This window comes from Methylobacterium sp. Leaf456 (assembly GCF_001425465.1).
In the GTDB taxonomy this organism is placed as follows: Bacteria; Pseudomonadota; Alphaproteobacteria; order Rhizobiales; family Beijerinckiaceae; genus Methylobacterium.
Genome location: NZ_LMQV01000008.1, coordinates 118,977 through 135,646, shown reverse-complemented (window position 1 = coordinate 135,646; position 16,670 = coordinate 118,977). Strand labels below are relative to the sequence as shown.

Below are 16,670 nucleotides of genomic sequence, written 5' to 3'. Positions count from 1 at the left end.
CATCTCGGCCGGCAGCATCTCCCAGGGAATGCCCGAGCGCAGCACGAACACGATGCCGGTCAGCGCCGCCCGATTGTCGATCGGAGGCCGTCCGCCCTTCGGGCGCGGCCGAGGCGGCGGCAGGAGTGGAGCGATCTCGGTCCAGAGATCGTCGGGAAGCAGAGGGCGAGCCATACCCAACCAACGCCTCACCGACCAAAGCGTGCCGTTCTGTTAGGCGCTCTAAGCCGCGCACGGAGCCTGACCAACGCCGACACCTATCGCAATGCGAATGGCGTCTACATGAAGATGATGAACTTCCGCCGCTTCGACCCGAACTTCCTTGCGGAAGGCAAAGTCGGGCTCACGCGGGGCAATAAGGAAGAGGAAACGATCTGGGCGGAGTTCGGCGCCGATCCCGCGGCGCTCGCCGCCGAAGTCATTCGCGTCCGGCAGTCGCTGAACCAGGAGACGTTGCCGATGGCGGCCGCCCCGATCCCGGGGCGAGCCGCCTTACTGGGTTTTCGTCTGCAACCCAAAAAAATGGGCCATCGACCGCTTCCTTGATCGTAGCATTGAGTTCGACACCTGGGGCGTACGGCCTTCGGACTGTCAGAAGTTTGCGCCGGGGCAACTCAGCATCGTGCGCGTCGGGGTTGACCATCGCACCGTTGCTGAGCGCAACGGCGCGCCGCCGTTAGATGCGGGCATCTACGCGGTCTGCATGGTGGAGAGCGAGGCCTTCGCCGGCACCGGCGCCAGCGATGAATTCTGGGGGGAAGGCCAGGGACGTGCGCCCGGCTGGCCGACCGTGCGGCTGCGGTATCTGCGGACTTTCGCCCGTCAGCCGTTGACGATCGCGACGCTACGGGAACAGGCGCCAGATCTTTCGCCGCTGCTGCTCAACGGTTTCCAGGCGGCGTCTTTCCCGATCTCGGCGGCGGATTTCCAGGCCGTCATGGATCAGTTGGGCGAGCCCCTTGAGAACCTGCCGTTGGTTACTGAACCGATGCCCGCTAGTTCCAACGAACTGGTCGCACTGGAACAGAAATACCGTGACGCCAGCCCGGAAGTAAAAGAGCGCGTCAGCCGTAAAATCGAGCGTGGCCCCGTGGGTGCGGCGGTGAAGCGGGCGGGAGGATTCCGTTGTCAGCTATGTGAAGCGCTGGGGCAGAACCCGATCGGCTTTAAAAAGGCCAATGGCGAGCCCTATGTCGAAGCCCACCACGTCATGCACGTTTCGTCTCAAGCCGTGGGCTCACTGGCAGCGTCCAATGTGATGACGCTCTGCGCCAATCACCACCGCGAAGTGCATTATGGGGAGATCGAAATAACAATCCATACAGAAAGGTTCGGCGTGCAAATTAACGGACAGATAGTGAATGTGCCGCGCTGCATCATTCCAGCAAAAGACCCATAGGGCTCAAAATTTGTAAAATCGGTCAACAAAATCGTCGGGCTGAAAATAACATGCTGAAAAAAACGTTCCTGCAAAAAGTGCACCCAGTGTTTCACATTTTATTTCACTCGCGGGATTCGAACGTTCGAACATCATCCTGCACTCAAGACGGCAACATGCCGTTGGACAGGGTGGGTTTCACTCTGGTTTGCTAGAAAGTGCAGACAACGGCGTGTTATTCGTTCAAGATAGAAATTCTATCGAGATTATATCGTCGAACCCTTTTCGCTATGTCTACGATTGCGGCTCAAAAAAGCTCGCGGACTGCGAGCAAGCAATCGAGGTATTTCTGAACGAATGTCACAGCAAGAAACTGGATCTGCTGTTTCTGTCGCATTTCGATAACGATCACGTGAATGGGGTGCCAGCATTACTGGATAAGCGCGGTGGCTTGCACGTCAACACAGTCGTGATGCCGTGGGTTGATGACGTCGAGAGGATGATTGTCTGGGGCAAAACCGCAGCATCCCGTGCCTCGTCGAGCGATTTTTTTTCAGCGTTGGTAATCGACCCAGAAGGAGCGCTTGAACCGTTCGATCCCGCACAGATCATTTTTGTGCGTGCTGCGGATGACGACGGACCCGAGGCGGGGGTAGTTGATGTCGGGCCGCTAGACCCAGGCGGCGAAGGCCCATTCCGTGCCAAGGTCGCCAGTATAGGTCGTGATGGTTCGCGGCGACCTCCTAATGGACGGGCGAAGTATTCAGGGCGCACGCAGGTGCTGATTGTCGACTCTCGCTCGGCCATTGAGGTGAGTGCGGGCGCCGGTTTCTCGTGGCTATTGAAGCCCTACGTGCGCCGGACCGATCCCGTCATCGTTGCCAAATTCGAACGCGCGGCTGAAAGAGAACTTGGTTGGGATTATGGTACATTCCGGAACAGGGTTTCGGACAGAGCAGTCCGTGCGGATCTGGTGCGCGATGTAAAAAAGTCGGCGGCTCTCGCTGCGGCGTACAAATCCGCCGTGGGTAATCGCAACCTGACGTCCCTTTGTCTCTACTCTGGCCCGAATACAACCGATGAGGGACCTGTGCCAATGATGGTCCGACTTGGTCCAGATCGGCGCGGCCTAGCGACGCGGATCGGTTGGCTTGGCTCCGGAGATATCTCGCTCGCCGCGCCTGCCGACGGCCAAGCCTTTCTCGATCACTACGCGACAGAGCTGACCGCCATCACCAGCTTCGGCCTCCCGCATCATGGCGCTAAACCCAATCATTCGAAACACGTGCTCTCCGTCATAAACCCGAGCATCTGTTATGCATCGGCCAAGCCACCAAAAAACTGGAAGCATCCTCATCCCGACGTGTTTGCGGATGCACAAAGCATTGGCGCTCACACAATGAAGGTTTCTGATCAGGAGCGGACAACTTTTGGTGAAGCGTTCGCCATTGTTGGATAACCGTGTCTAACTCTTTGAAATAAAGTGGCTGATGTGCAAATACCTCAACTTGCACTTAGCTTTTTAACATCATAAGCTCTTTCTTCATCGTGATCCCTGTCGCGAAGAGAGATGTACGCTATGGGTAACGCACCTGACTCCGATGGCTACATACTGCTCATCCGCATGTGGATCTGCGTCCAAAGTGGCCCCACCCAAACATGCCGGTTAAGAAATTGGCTAGAAAGGGTTTTCCGTGACAGACGTGGGCACCATTTAGGCGCCGATCGGCGTCGAAGCAGTACCCACCTTTGCGGGCTAAAGACAAAGTCTTTAGGATGCTCAGACGCAAGTAGTCGGTGGGTCCGCTTTGGACGCTGATTCAAATCAAGGGTATATCAACCGAATGGCCTTCCAGAAAAATTCCACTAGGCTGAAAGACCTCGGGGTTATCGGATTGGCGCTGTCGGGCGGTGGATCACGGGCCATCGCCTTCCACCTAGGCTGCCTGCGCGCACTTCATCAGCTGGGCTTGCTGCAGCAAGTTGCGGTCATTTCCACGATCTCAGGCGGCAGCGTGATTGGTGCTGCGTACAAAGCCCATCATGGATCGTTCGAGGAATTTGACCGAGACATCCAGCACCTACTCAGGAGTGGCTTAATCAAAGCCATGGCGAAAGAGTTTCTAGGACTGTTGGGCCTGAAAATCCTGAGCGCATGGTTGATTACAGGTGCGGTGGCTGTCGCTCTAACCGGCATCCGTATCTTGGTAACAGTCGTTTCCTGGCTGGTTCCAATCAGGCTGGGCTTTCTGAACAAGCTACGAGAGATCCGTTCACCCGTTCTACGGTCTGCCAGTCGCACATCTCTGCTCGAAAGCGCTTTGAACGTACTTATCTTCCGCGGCGTGCGTCTCCAGGAACTATCCGCGTCCGCACCGGACTTGGTCGTCAACGCAACCGAGCTGCGGACAGGCAGCGCCTTTCGGTTTGCACGACGCGAGAGCGGCAGCTGGCGTCTGGGTCGTCTGGCCAACAACAATGTGCCTTTGGCCCATGCCGTTGCGGCCTCGGCGGCCTATCCGCTGTTCCTCCCCGCTTTCGAAGAGATCCACACGTTCGAAAAGCAGGGTAAACATTCTAAGGAGCGGATCAATCTCACAGATGGCGGCGTCTACGACAATCTTGGACTCACAAATTTCTGGCCTGGACGGTCAGCAGACGTCAGTCTAAACGTGACCAAGGTTGACACTATCATATGCTGTTCGGCTGGTTATGGTCTCCGGCAGGATCCGCCGTCGCAGTTCATCTTGGCGCGTATGGCCAGCGCGTTCAACGTGACCTTTGACCGGGCGCAAAATGCATCGATTGCTCGACTTTACGAACTCAAAGAAGCAGGTAAGCTCGCTAATATTATTTTGCCCTATCTTGGACAGCGGGATCAGCAGCTGATCGACCCGCCAGCTGATCTTGTACCGCGCGAGAAGGCGCATATTTATCCTACGAACTTCAACGCCATGCCTCAGGAATGGATCGATCGGCTGAGCCGCCGGGGCGAGCAGCTAACACTGCTGCTGGCTGCACAGAACCTGCAAGCGGTGCCATTAGAAGCTTGACCATAGGTTGCCTTAACGGGCTGCTGCCCTTGATCGCCCTTTCGGTTCCCGATATGTTCTTTGTAACTTGAGGGTAATCGATATGGTGAGCCTAACATTTTTTAATTTGGGTAATGCGGATACCTGCCGCATCAATCTCAGGGACGAGCAGCGGCTGCTGATCGACTATGCAGACCGCCTGTGCCGCATAGATGCTTCCGACAAACGCTCGGACTTGCCGAAGTTGCTCAAAGACGATTTGGCTCTGGCAAAAACCGATACGTACAAGGTCGTTGCATTTACTCACTTGGATGACGATCATACCCAAGGGGCTGGCGAGTTTTTCTCGTTCGACCACGATAAGGTACGGCAGGGTAAAGATCGTAAAAAGATCGGTACGCTATGGGTGCCGGCGTGTGTGCTTTACGAGACCAATCTAAAAGATGATGCGCAGATCATTCAGAAAGAAGCCCGCCACCGCCTGATCCAAGGATATGGCATTGTCGTGTTTTCCCGGCCGGAGCGCGTGAGGGAGTGGCTGGCCAGGCACAGCCTGACGGTTGAAGCGCGTAAAGATTTCTTCGTTGATGCTGGAAAGCCGGTGCCCGGCTTTACCCTTGGCGCCGACGGGGTCGAGTTCTTCGCTCATTCGCCGCACGCGACGCGGACCAACGATAACAAAATCATTGATCGCAACGGCGACAGCCTCGTGTTCCAGGCCCGGTTCCAGGAAGGTGGCGTCAATACCGACGTGCTGTTCGCTGCCGACGTTGACCATGAGGTGCTGGCGGAAATCGTTGACATCACACGGTATCACGGGAACGACGAACGCCTGCACTGGAACGTGTATAAGCTTTCACACCACTGTTCCTACACTGCCATCGGCTCTGTGAAGGGCGAGGACAAGACCATGCCGACTGAGCAGATCAAGTGGCTTTGTGAGACGCAGGGCGAGAAGTACGGGTACATCGTGTCTCCAAGCTGGCCGTTGCCGATCAAGGGGTCGGCTGAGGACCGGGATGTGCAGCCTCCACATCGCGAGGCCGCCAACTACTACAAGCAGGATGTCATCCGGCCCGAGCGGCTGCTGGTGACGATGGCAGAGCCGAGCGAGGCGAACCCCAAGCCGGTGGTGATCGAGATCGGACGGGACGGCGCCACCAAGAAGACAATCGCTGCAGCAACCGTCGCATCGGTTGTCAGTCCGACGGCGCCACGGGCCGGTTAGTATGGACGTTCAAGCATGGTTCGCCGAGCAGTTCACGGAAACCGTTTCTCCGGACAAACTCAATAAACCGCGGGCGCGCCAGCTCGCGGCGCTTATCGCTACCGGTGGTTATGACGGCGCTGAGCTGCTCGAGTGCCGTCGCGACCTTGAGAGTGGCAATGAAATCCTGCTCCTGCGGGTTCTGGTTCCTCTGGGGCAGCGTGCGCTGGTCAACGATATTGAGCCTGAAGAGCCGGTAGCTGTCCTGATCGGTCGCGACAATCTCCTACCGCATGCCTACCCGCTGCGTCCGGGCTTCCCGGACCATGTCCCTCACTTCAACGTCGCACCACCGGACCGGCCACGGTCGCTCTGCCTGTATGAGGTAGCGGCCGAGGAGGTGCGGCGGACGTACACCGCCATTGGGTTCGTTGAACGCATTCGTTGGTGGCTTGCTGAGACCGCCTACGGCCGGCTGCATGGGGAAGCCCAGCCGCTGGACCCGTTGTTCCAGCAAACAGGCCTCGCCCTGATCATGCCCTTCAGTGATATTAAACCCGGCATGCTCTATGCTGCCGGCCGGGTCAGCGAGCGCACAGACAGCCCCGTTCGACTTATAGTAATTGACCACCAGAATGCGGCGCAGCTGCAGGAGCGGCAGGGACTGTACGCGGTGGTGTATCTGAGAACCCCGCCTGTCGAGCACGGACGCATCCGTGATCTTCCCTTCGATATGGCGCATCTTGTTCGCACGTATCAGGAGATCGGCGCGGATATTTCGGAGGTGCTTGGGGAGGCGCTACTGGCGACCTATATCGCCGCACACGTGAAATTCCTACTGGATCAGCCGTTGATCCTGATCATCGAAACGCCGCTTACCCGGGCCGGTGGTGGTGTCGAGGCTAAAACGGTCAGGGCCTTCATCGCCCACAACGTCTCGGCTGGTAATCTCGCCATCAAACTCGGCGTTCTCATCAAAGAACAGGGCATATGGGGGCGCCCCCTCCTGATGCAGCCCGAAATCCAGGATCTCACGTCGATCGACCTGATCCCCGCAGACACGCATGAGCCGTTCGATCGGGCGCGCGCACAGCTCGCATCGGGTTATCCCATCATCGAGGCGGTGCCGACCGCGCTGCTAGGTGCGGGCGCGCTGGGCTCGCAAATCGCCCTCATCGCCGGCCGGGGCGGCTACGGATGCCGGATCATCATCGACAACGACTACCTGTTCCCGCACAACCTCGCTCGGCACGGTCTCGGCCCAGAATACATCGGTTGGAGCAAGGCCGTAGCCGTTTGCCGGGAGCTCAACGGCCTGCTGGGCGATGACACGGTGGAAGCCATCCACGACGATATCCTCTCGCCCTCCGGGGAAAGCCGCTGGCCGGCTGCGCTTGGCGATGTGCAAAGGGTCATCGACGCATCCGCATCAGTTCCTGTGGCACGCTGGCTGGCCTGTGACGCAGAGCGCGAAGCCCAAGCCGCGTCGTGCTTCCTGAGTCCATCCGGCCGCGATGCCGTCGTTCTGCTTGAGGGCGAAGCGCGGTCCCCCCGCCTCGATCATCTGGAGATGAGCTACTACCGGCATTTGGTGGGCAACGCTGGCTTGGCGGGTCACCTGTCAGCTGGAGAGATTGCCCTGTATGTTGGGGGGTGCCGCAACCCAAGCGTGAGGATCCCACAAACCCAGGTGGCTGCCCTCACAGGCAGTGTTGTCGAGGCGCTGTGCCGACGCCCCTGGCCGAGCACCGGTGGGATCTATCTCTGGCGTTCGAGCGAAGGTCTGACAGGTATCGCCTACCACGCCTTCGAGGGGGAGCCCTTTGAACAGGTTCAGGTGGGCGAGTGGACCGTCTGGGTCCGCAGAGGTCTCCTGCATGAGGTGGCAGAGGCACGAGAACGGGCCGGTAGGCTTGAGACCGGCGGGATCCTAGTTGGAACGTGTGATCGTGATCGCAAAATCATCTACGTCGTCAGCCACTACGACCCGCCGCCCGACAGTACCCATGAGCTGACTGGCTTTGTGCGGGGAACTGTCGGCGTCTACCAAACAATCGTCGATGTTCAGGCGAGGACGGCGGATAACCTGACGTACATCGGTGAATGGCATACCCATCCACCAGGCTGCGGCACCCGACCCAGCCGTGACGATGAGAAACTACTTTGGTGGATCCACGAAGCTTTGCGCTGGTCTGATGCGCCAGCGCTTATCCTAATTGCAGGCGACGATGGCTATCGCCTCGTGCTCAGGGACAGCGCAGAGCAGCATTTCGAGGGATTGATTTAGATCCGATGGGGCTAAGCTGATGCTGGTTGCTGGCAAGCGCGGCTCCGCTCTCCAAGTCACAGCTATGGTGTGATGGTGCACCTGGTCAGCCCCCATCGGAGTGGTCCGCCCTGCGGTATGGCCTGCGGGCCAGTGACCCTGACCCAGCAAACTGGTCCGCGCTTAGGACTGGAGGTGCCACTATAACGAAAACCGACCCCATACGGCCTTGGGCGGCTTGGCGCCCCAAGCCTTCGCGCCGTGGACCACAAACAGGGTCAACTCCAACATGGCGCAAAGCCATACCGCAGGGAGGACCACTTTTCAGGGGGCAGGCCAACAAGACATCGCGTTCTCAAACGACGCCGCCATCCTTCGTATCGCCATCGCGGGCTGGGCCGTTGCGAATCGCGGCCGCGTCGATCTCGGCATTTCTACAACAAGTCGAAAGCAAGCGGATCCGATATGCTTCCGTAGCGAGTTATGTAACCGAACGCGTTCTTGATCCCGTCCTCGTCCCATCCTTCGTTGAAGGCGGTCCGATAGTTGAAGGCGATCGTCTTCTCCCGGTCGGGAGCCAGAACGATGCGGGCGATGGCCTCCGGATCGGGATGCTGGTGCCGGCTGCCGTCGCTGGACACGAGCCAGAGCGGGCTCGACACGATGTCGATCAACGGCGAAGTGTTGTTCTTGGCGCTGCCGTGATGGGGCACCTTGATCAGATCGAACGGAACGCGACCCTCGGGGCCGCCGCGGTAACGCACGAGCGCGTGAGCGAGGTCGTCGGGATGCGCGTCGGCGCCGAACAGCGCGGTCCTGCCGCGGCATTCGACAACGAAGGCGATGCTCGTGCCGTTCGCCTTCGCCTGATCCGACTCGTCCATGAGGGACGCGATCGTCCGGATGTTTTGGGGCGTCGGCGTCGGTCGTATGCGCCCACGGAGCGTCGGCTCGGGCTCGGTCGCGAACGTCCGCAACGCCTCCCGCCACGCGGGCAGGAATGCCGCGAGCTTCGCCTCGGGCGGGCCCAGGATCACGATCCGGACGTCCGGAGCGAGATCGATCGCCGGGAGCGGCGCGTCCGGCCGCGTCGAGATCGGCCCGCGGGTGAAACGGGTGTTCCAGTCCAGCCCGCGTTCGTCGATGAGGCGCGCCAGGGTCAAGCCCTGTGTCGGGCTGAGAACTGGTTCGGCTGCGGTCGCGGCGGCCGGGCCGCGCGCCGGCAGGATGTCCTGCATGCCGGCCGCAGCGGCGATCTGCGCGAAGCCGTTGAACCAGATCTCACCCACGGTCGCGGTCGCGTCGCCGAGAAAGGGCAGGAGCCCTTCGATGTGGTCGGCATCGACATGCGTCAGCACGAGCAGATCGAGGAGCGGCCCGTCCCGCGGCGGCAGGGTCCGCAGGAGCGTCGGCAACGCGGCTTGGCCGGTCGCCGTCCGACCGCCGTCGATGAGGATGCGCGTCCCCATCGCCTCGACGAGGAAGCAGTCGCCGTCCTGCGCCGGCAGCATCGTCACTCGGAACATATCAGGACCGCCCCACCACGGCGAGGCCGAGGAACAGCACGATGTTCCAGGCCAGGAACCCGTGCAGCAGCACCGGCTTGAGCCAGAACGAACGGAAGCGCGAGGCCGAGAGCGACGCGATGAAACGCGTCAGCTCGGCGATCTCGTAATCCGATCTGCGGCTGCCGTCGGACGCCTTCCGCAACTGGTCGAGTTCGGCTTTCGCCTCGACGAGTTGGCTATCGAGCGCAGCCCTGACCGTTTGGTCGCCATAGAGCCGATCGAGCCGTTGCGAAAACTTGAGGCCGGGAAACCAAGCGGCGCCCAAATACAGAGAAATGGATATCATCCACAATACGAAATAGAGCGTCTCCCAGTTGTCGTAGTCCTGCAGATAGCCGAGCGTCCACATCGCAAAACAGAGCGCGAACCAGTGACACAGGGTCATGGTGGTCAGGAGCGCGTATGTGAGCAACCGTTCCATACTACGAACGGCACGCTGCGCACCGGGGGTCGAAAGGCTCGCGAACGTCACTTGGTGACGTTCCATGACCCTGTTCAAGAATCCGAAGCCGACGAAGCGTCCCAGCAATTGTCCGACGATGAAGCCGACGCTGACCATCACGAACCCCAGCAGGATGAAGAGGATCCACCACGCCGTGTTCATCGTGTCGGGCAGGAGGCTCGTCATGATCGCGTAGACGAATCCCACGATCATGATCGCGGCGACGGTGCCGCCGGCCACCCGAGCCGAGAGGTCGAGGCTAGTGCGGAACGCCGTGCTGAACGCCAGGATGGCGGTGTCGCCGGACGACACCAGACCCGCACCGTCGTCGAGCCGATCGACGGTCTCGTCGAGATCCTCCCTCAGCCGGACGGCCTTCCAGCCGAGGATGACGACCGGAATGCCGGCCAGGACCGGCAACACGTCGAACGGTCGCTGCGGCACGGGGGCGAGGTGATCGAGGATGTTGAGAGCCAGATACCAGAGGGTGAGCCAGGCCAGGAAGACGAACACCCAGTCCATCGCTCCGAAGCCCGCGAGGCGCCCGGTCGGTCGAAGCCGTGCGAGGATCTGCATCATGGGCGGGCGGGCTGAAGCTTGGCCAAGTCCGCCGGGCCGAAGAGGGTCCTGGCGAACGTAGCGGTGGGCAGAAGCCTGCCGTCCAGCAGGATGTCTTGCAGTCGGGCCGCGGATTTCACACCGTGGCGCAACTCCAGGGCAAGCCACTGCCAGTACTCGGCGATAGTCGGCTTGCGCTGCAACTCCTTGTTCTCCAATCCGACCCAGAAGTTCGAGGCGGCCTCGAGAAAGGCCGGATCGCCCCCCCCGAACTCGACGAGACGCGTCTTCAGGATCTCGGTGACGACGGCGGGCGGCATTTCGATCCGGTGCACGACGCAGCGCCGAAGGAAGGGGTCCGGCAGCCTCCGCTCGGCATTCGAGGTCACGACGATGATGGGCCGGCACGACGGCGGGCCGACGGTCGTCCCGGTCTCCTCGACGCTGAAGCGCATCTGGTCGAGTTCGAGCAGGAGGTCGTTCGGGAAGTCGCGCGGCGCCTTGTCGATCTCGTCGATGAGGACGAGGTGCGGCGTCGTCACCGGGCCGGCCCAGCCGAATGCCGCCCCGAGGGCCCGGGGATGCAGGAAGTCCTCCTTGGCCACCTCCCGGCCCTTCCCCATCTCGGGAGCGAGCTGGCTGGCGCGAAACCATGAGACCGCGTCGAAGTCGTAGCGAAGGTCCCGTGCCCGCGAATCCGAGCGTACCTGGACTTTGTGGAAGAGCTTCGGGCCGCAACCCAGCAGGTTGGCGAGCCAATAGGCCGCCAGGGTCTTGCCGGAGCCCGGCTCGCCCGTGAGGAGGAGCGGTCGGCCCAGCGAGAGGGCGACGTTGATCGCGGTCCGCAACGACGCCCCGGCCACGTAGCCGACGGCGGATTGCTCCGCCGTCTGGGTGAGGGCCGTGACCCGCTGCTGGCGGTCGGCGAGGACCGAGGCGCGCGCGGCCTCCGAAATCCCGGGCTGCGCCAGCCGGCCGAGAAGATCAAATTCACTCAAGGCTTTGCCTCCCGTTCTTTGAAACCGGCCATGGTCTCGAGGGCGCTGCGAAGTTTGACGAAGCGCCCCTCGTTCCCTGCGATCAGATCCTGCGCGATGGCCGGGATCTGGGAAGGCGGGACGAAGTAGAATTCCCGGTAGTCTCCCAGATGCGCCTCGATCTCCGGGAGCCGCACCGCGAGGAGGTGGTGGGTCGCAACGCCGGGCAGCCCCTCGAAATGCGATGAGCGCTGCTCGTCCTCGAAGCTGAAGCCGAGCAGGATTCGCAGATCACGGCCGGGCTGGTGGAACGATGAGGAGTTGCCGAGCAGTTCCAAGATACCGGACCAGAAATCCAAGTAGGATTGAACGAGGCCGAGGTCGGCGTCCTTGAACGGCCCGTGTTCGAGCGCGAGGATGTTTCGGCGACCGCCCGCGATGTTGCGCAGGATGTCGCAGATCCGGCGGGCGTCAGGAACTTTGTTCGGCTGCGGGGGCTCGCGCAGGAGGCCGGCCAGCAGCGCGACCTTGAACTGTGCGGCTCGGTCTTCGGTCTTGGCTGGGTTGCAATTCGCCTGCAGCTCGATCCGCCGGGTGTTGACCTGCCATTGCGGGAATTCGTCGAGCAGAAGCTCGGCGACGCGGTCCTCGAAGACGTCGAGCCCCTGCTCCGTGCCGCCCCTCCAGAGGACGACCTCCGGTCCGGCAACGGGCTGGCCGAGCCGCGCCACGAGCCGCTCCGCGATGGCGTTCAGGGGCTCGATGCGGTCCAACTGCGCCGGAAAGTCCCCGACCGCCTCCGCATCCACCGTCCGCCGCGACGCGGGGCCCAGGGCCGCCCACATGCGATACTGGGCGGAGATGACGAGGTTGGCCCAGCTGGCGGACTTCATCGCCGGCGGCCGTTCATTCAGGGCCTTGCCCAGGGCGCTGTGGGGCGCATAGCCCTGCGTGACGATGAGGGGCAGCGCGGTCTCCGCGAGGCGGCGGGCATCCGCCGCCGAAGCGATGGTCCTCGTCGTGATGACGCACGCGCTGGCCGGCGCGAGGCTCGTGAGCGCGCTGTCCTGATCGGCCGCGGCGCCGAGACAGGCGTTGAACCAGACGAGCGGCGGGGCACCGGTCCGCTTGTTCAGACGGTCGAGAGCTTGGCGCAGTTCATCAACCGAACGAGGATCGGCGTGGCCTTCGGCGGTCTTGAACCGAAACTGGGTGCCTTGTCCGGATGTCTCTCCGTGTCCGTAGAAATATACGATGTGGGGATCGAACGTCCCCGTACCGACGACTTCCGCGAACGCGTCGAAGGTCTTCACGATGCGGATGCATTCGGCCGAGTCGTGAGCCGCATAGTAGGGATCGAGCGCGGCGTGCAGGGCGGCGATGTGCTCGGCTGCGGCCGTCGGATCGGCGTCGCTCGCCTCGGGAGCGACCAGCAGCAGCCTCGGCACGGACGGGAAGCGCACCACGTCGAACCATTCGCGCGGCCGGCATTCCGGCGCCGCGCCGACCGTCACCACGGTGGGCTCGATCGGGTCGAGAATCAGGGGAAGCGCAGCCGGATCGGGCTCGCTCGGCAGGAAGCACCAGGGCAGCCGGCACACGAGCGCGACGAAACGATCGTTGGCTGCGGGATCGTCGCCCAGCGTCGGGACGATGTGCATCCAGCGGCCGGGCGCCCCGAGACGCTCGGTCCCGAACAGCGATCGATACAGGCTTGCGCCGATCTTCCTCTGCTGGGAAAGCCTCAGGTTCCATTGATTGGCTTCGGCCGTCGGGGCGTGCAGGTAGGCGAAGAACAGGCGGGACACGCTCGACAGCGTCTCGCCGCCGAGGTCCATGTCCGGCCCGAGCTGGGTCGGGACCCACGATTCGGTGCCCGGGACGAACCGTTCCACCGTTCCGTCCGCCTGCTGGCGAAGTCTGATCTCGAGGCGGCTCATCGGGCGACCGAGCCGCTTGCGTCTTCACCAGCCTCTTCGACGGCGGGAGGATTGTAGATCAACGGACGCACCTCGATCCAATCGCGCCGCAGAACCGCGACGCGCCGGCTCTGAGCGGAGACGGCCAGCAGCAGCGTCTCGTCCCTGAGGGGGTCGAGGCCACGGTCCAGCAGGAGCAGCGGCGGAATCCGTTCGGCGGCGGCGTCCTCGGCCCCGTCCGGGACGGCGAAGCCGACGATCTCGAACTGGCCGTCGCGACCGAACACGCCGAGCGAGAAGCCGACCTCGCGGCCGTTCAGCCGAGCCGCGGGCTTGTCGGCGAACGGCACCACGCGCCGGGCCGGCCACGGCAGGCGCACGCCCGCATCGAGGATGCCGTCGGATGCGTCGGCGGGCGGTTCGGGGGCGATCGACGATGCGGCCCCTGCGCCCGGGGTCACCAGCAGCAGGCGCCCATCCTCCGTCGCCACGACGAGGTCGCTCTCGACGTTGTCGGGCTGCCGTGCCGCGATGGCGCAGGGCGTACCGTCGATCGTGGCTCGGCGCTGGAACGACAGGTCTCCGAGCGCCTCGGCCTCCCCCTCCGCCAGCAGCACCGCTCCGACATCGCCGTTGCGGAGCGCGACGAGCAGACGCCCGTTCGTCGGAAAGGCCAGAGCCGTCACCGCCGCATCCAGGGGCAGCCGTCGGGTCTCCCCCCGGCGGGCGAGGTCGGATACCGTCAGGACGTCGCCGTCCTCGTCGTGAACGGCGATCCTGACCCCTTTGGGGGAGATCGCCACGATGGGTCGTCTGCCGGCCGACCGGTCGAGGCTCTGAAACGCCGTCTCCGACCGCGTCGTGTCCGATGGAGCCTCGAGGAGGCCTTGAGCGACGAACAGCTGGCCGTCCCCGCTTGCGATCACCACCGTGTCCACGTCCCGGGCGGCCCAGATCTCCCGCACCGACGAGAGGCCGGGCGGTCCCTCCACCTCGCGCCGGGTGCCGCGGACCGCATCGACGACGCTGAGCGTGGAACGCCCCGTGCTCGCTTCACCGATCCCGACCACGAGACTCTGTGCGCGGACGAGGAAGCCGGCGCAGCTATGGGAGAAGACGGTGGCGGCGGTTTCGGTCGGCGCCGCGCTCGACGGAACCCGGGTCCGGGACTCGGGCACGCCCATCTGCCACCCGGCCGGAACGAGGCCCCCGGCCCGCCCCGCCTCGTCGGCCGTGGCGGCGGCGAGGCGCCGACGCGCGGCGATCCGGCCCGGCTCCCGAGGGAGCGAGATGTCGCCGGCCACCGTCGGTGCTCCGGGGGGGCGTAGCCGGGTGAACAGGTCGTCGACCTGCGCGGGATCGACCAAGCCCTCGCGCTGCAGGTCGAGGAGGTCGTCGAAGGCTCCGTCCATGCCCGACGACAACAGGCGGGTCTTGGCCCGTGCGTAGCGCCAGAGCGCGCCCGCGGTGCGGGCCGCCGGCTCCTCACCGAAGGCTGTATCGATGATCCCGGCCACGGCGTCGCGCGCCGGGGCGGGACGCGCGGCGTGATGCGAGAGGAGGCGCGCCCGCAGGGCCGGCTCGAAGCGGAGACCCTCGGGGCCGATCCAACTTCCCGGCAGGGCGGCCAGACGGGAGAAGGCCAAGCGTCCCCGCTCACCGGCCAGCGGGGCGTGCAGGCTCCGCAAGCGGTCGGCGAGGGCCGGGGAGACCGGCTGAACCAGCGCACAGGCGCCGGCCCAGTCGAGAAGGTCCGGCGCGAGGCCGGCCAGAGGCCCCGATGCGCCGGTCGTGTCCCCGGTGCGACCGTGATCCTCCGGCTCCCGGGCGACCGGACGCGTCGGCGCGAAGAGAAAGGCGAGGCCTTCCCTGAGGGCGCCGCCGGTGGCCGGCACCACGATCAGGCCCGCTTGCACGAGGCTGCGGTGCCGCCGATCCCAGAGCGCGGGGTCGCGATACTCGACGGCGATGACGGGGCCGTTCTCCGCCGCACGGCGCAGCAGCGCGAGATCGCCCGCCGCGAGCCGATGCAGTTCGGCGAAGATCACGGTCACCGTCCAGCCCGGCGCCGCGATCAGGGCCTCGACCGTGCGCCCTCCCTCCGACAGCCGGCGCGGTCGCCCGACGAGCAGCGAGCCTTCGAACGCGATGCGCTCGCACCCGATCCCGGACGAGCGCAGCGCCGTCTCGAACTCCGCCGCCAGGGTGTTCCAGGCCCGCGAGGGCGCGCGCTGGTCCGACAGGATGACGACAACGGGCAGTTCGCGGCGCGGCGCGTAGACGACGGCCGCCGGATCGCCGGTGACGCGCGCGCGCAAGGTGGCCGCTACGTCGAGCAGCCGCGGGTCCGGTTCCCCCAGCCTGTAGCCGAAGAGTTCGACGATGCGGGCTGCCGTCTCCCGATCGAGGAACGGAGCCGGGGGGCCGCCGAGGGAGCCGATTCGGAACACCGTGGCGTCGGCGGCGGAATGGGGAGCGGAGTCTCGAACCGACCCGCCTTCCCGCCGATCGCGATCGGTCGGCTCGGGCGGTTTGCCGCGGAAGAAGAGCCATAGAACGAAGCCGGTCACCAAGCCAGCGACGAGCGCGGCGGTGATCGCCTGCAGGGCGAAGGATCCGAGTCCGGTGGCGGGGAGCGATCCCTGCGGCGCAGCCCGAGGGAATCTGCCCTCGTGCACCCAGACGATCACGATGGTGGAGGCAAGTCCGAGGCAGAGGGGCCCGACCCACTGTCCCCTGAACCTGTCGAAGTGGAACCAAGAGCATCTCGTCCTTCCGTTCGGATCGGAAGGGGGCGGGCATCCGCCACCGTTGGTGATCGGTTCCGATGACGGGGACAAGCCCTTCGGGCCGCTCTCGATCACGGTTGCCGGGGGCGCGGGCCCGAACACGATGGTGAACGCACCGTCGAAGATGCGCCGGTCCTCCGGCCCCTTGACGACGATGGCCGACAGGACCCGAGACAGCTCGTCGAACTCCCAGGCCTCCTGGCTCTGAACGAGCCGCGTCATCGCGACGATGTCGGCGATCCCGACCGCCATGCCCCGATCGCGAAGCGAGGAGGCGAGGGCCATGATCTCGACTGTGGTGACCAAATTCGCTTCGAAACTCATCGGGCAACATGTATCAAAAACATGGCGTGATCCTTCAAGACCGTCGCGCCTTTTCTGTCAACCGCCGATCGGCGGACACGCATAAATCCGAAAGATTGCAAAAATAGTATCGGACCGCAGATTGCTTGTCAGATTGCGTAGCGACAGGCGTCCGTTCCATGCCGTGATTTTCGCCAAAAGAGATGATCGGCCGATTCGGTCCAAAAAATT

At 63.4% G+C, this 16,670-nt stretch carries 12 protein-coding genes and 1 pseudogene; 7 read left to right on the top strand and 6 right to left on the bottom strand.

Features of this window, described 5'->3' with window-relative positions:
- Positions 1-174, bottom strand: a 174-nt coding sequence (locus tag ASG52_RS08875) for a transposase (RefSeq protein ID WP_156383866.1), incomplete at its 3' end; no start/stop codon positions are given.
- Positions 175-282: 108 nt separating this feature from the next.
- On the opposite strand from ASG52_RS08875, the gene ASG52_RS08870 reads away from it, so the two are divergent.
- The 7 genes and pseudogenes from ASG52_RS08870 to ASG52_RS27025 form a co-directional block, all read left to right on the top strand.
- The gene (locus ASG52_RS08870; RefSeq protein ID WP_056241849.1) at positions 283-546 is read left to right on the top strand and encodes a hypothetical protein; all 264 of its coding nucleotides are present in this window, start codon (positions 283-285) and stop codon (positions 544-546) included.
- Positions 530-1,399, top strand: coding sequence for a hypothetical protein (locus tag ASG52_RS08865; protein WP_156383865.1), 870 nt, complete (start codon positions 530-532; stop codon positions 1,397-1,399). The genes ASG52_RS08870 and ASG52_RS08865 overlap by 17 nt, the downstream gene beginning before the upstream one ends.
- A 211-nt stretch (positions 1,400-1,610) precedes the next feature.
- Entirely contained in the window at positions 1,611-2,837 is a 1,227-nt protein-coding gene (locus tag ASG52_RS27030) for an MBL fold metallo-hydrolase (protein ID WP_156383864.1), read from the top strand.
- A gap of 349 nt (positions 2,838-3,186) precedes the next feature.
- Positions 3,187-4,431 (top strand): patatin-like phospholipase family protein, encoded by a 1,245-nt coding sequence (locus ASG52_RS26125; protein ID WP_156383863.1) that lies wholly within the window; start codon positions 3,187-3,189, stop codon positions 4,429-4,431.
- Positions 4,432-4,513: 82 nt separating this feature from the next.
- A complete protein-coding gene (gene mblB, locus ASG52_RS08860) occupies positions 4,514-5,638 on the top strand; it encodes an anti-phage 6A-MBL system MBL-fold protein (protein ID WP_056241844.1) in 1,125 nt (374 codons plus the stop codon).
- A gap of 1 nt (position 5,639) precedes the next feature.
- A complete protein-coding gene (cap2-3, locus tag ASG52_RS08855; RefSeq protein ID WP_056241842.1) occupies positions 5,640-7,904 on the top strand; it encodes an anti-phage 6A-MBL system cap2_3 protein in 2,265 nt (754 codons plus the stop codon).
- Between the two features lie 166 nt (positions 7,905-8,070).
- A pseudogene (locus ASG52_RS27025) lies at positions 8,071-8,142 on the top strand (integrase core domain-containing protein); the annotation flags it as partial.
- 175 nt (positions 8,143-8,317) lie between these two features.
- Here ASG52_RS27025 and ASG52_RS08850 read toward each other — a convergent pair.
- Genes ASG52_RS08850 through ASG52_RS08830 form a run of 5 tightly spaced genes read right to left on the bottom strand, consistent with a single transcriptional unit; the run spans position 8,318 to position 16,421 of the window.
- Positions 8,318-9,394, bottom strand: a complete 1,077-nt coding sequence (locus ASG52_RS08850; protein ID WP_286158993.1) for a ComEC/Rec2 family competence protein — start codon at positions 9,392-9,394, stop codon at positions 8,318-8,320.
- A 16-nt stretch (positions 9,395-9,410) separates the two neighbouring features.
- Positions 9,411-10,472 carry a hypothetical protein gene (locus ASG52_RS08845; RefSeq protein ID WP_056241838.1) on the bottom strand — a complete coding sequence of 354 codons (1,062 nt, stop codon included), beginning with the start codon at positions 10,470-10,472 and terminating at the stop codon, positions 9,411-9,413.
- Positions 10,469-11,449: an AAA family ATPase gene (locus tag ASG52_RS08840; protein ID WP_056241836.1), complete on the bottom strand. Its 981-nt coding sequence runs from the start codon at positions 11,447-11,449 to the stop codon at positions 10,469-10,471. The genes ASG52_RS08845 and ASG52_RS08840 overlap by 4 nt, the downstream gene beginning before the upstream one ends.
- A complete protein-coding gene (locus ASG52_RS27650) occupies positions 11,446-13,368 on the bottom strand; it encodes a hypothetical protein (RefSeq protein ID WP_056241835.1) in 1,923 nt (640 codons plus the stop codon). Before ASG52_RS27650 ends, ASG52_RS08840 begins: the two co-directional genes overlap by 4 nt.
- Positions 13,365-16,421 (bottom strand): hypothetical protein, encoded by a 3,057-nt coding sequence (locus ASG52_RS08830; protein WP_502691039.1) that lies wholly within the window; start codon positions 16,419-16,421, stop codon positions 13,365-13,367. The genes ASG52_RS27650 and ASG52_RS08830 overlap by 4 nt, the downstream gene beginning before the upstream one ends.
- Between the last annotated feature and the right edge of the window lie 249 nt (positions 16,422-16,670).

What these genes read in the sequence shown, in the direction of transcription:
- ASG52_RS08850 (WP_286158993.1), bottom strand. Translation starts at nt 9,394, where the DNA reads ATGCTGCCGGCGCAGGACGGCGACTGCTTCCTCGTCGAGGCGATGGGG.
- ASG52_RS08830 (WP_502691039.1), bottom strand. Translation starts at nt 16,421, where the DNA reads ATGGCCCTCGCCTCCTCGCTTCGCGATCGGGGCATGGCGGTCGGGATC.
- ASG52_RS08870 (WP_056241849.1), top strand. Translation starts at nt 283, where the DNA reads ATGAAGATGATGAACTTCCGCCGCTTCGACCCGAACTTCCTTGCGGAA.
- ASG52_RS08845 (WP_056241838.1), bottom strand. Translation starts at nt 10,472, where the DNA reads ATGATGCAGATCCTCGCACGGCTTCGACCGACCGGGCGCCTCGCGGGC.
- mblB (WP_056241844.1), top strand. Translation starts at nt 4,514, where the DNA reads ATGGTGAGCCTAACATTTTTTAATTTGGGTAATGCGGATACCTGCCGC.
- cap2-3 (WP_056241842.1), top strand. Translation starts at nt 5,640, where the DNA reads ATGGACGTTCAAGCATGGTTCGCCGAGCAGTTCACGGAAACCGTTTCT.
- ASG52_RS27650 (WP_056241835.1), bottom strand. Translation starts at nt 13,368, where the DNA reads ATGAGCCGCCTCGAGATCAGACTTCGCCAGCAGGCGGACGGAACGGTG.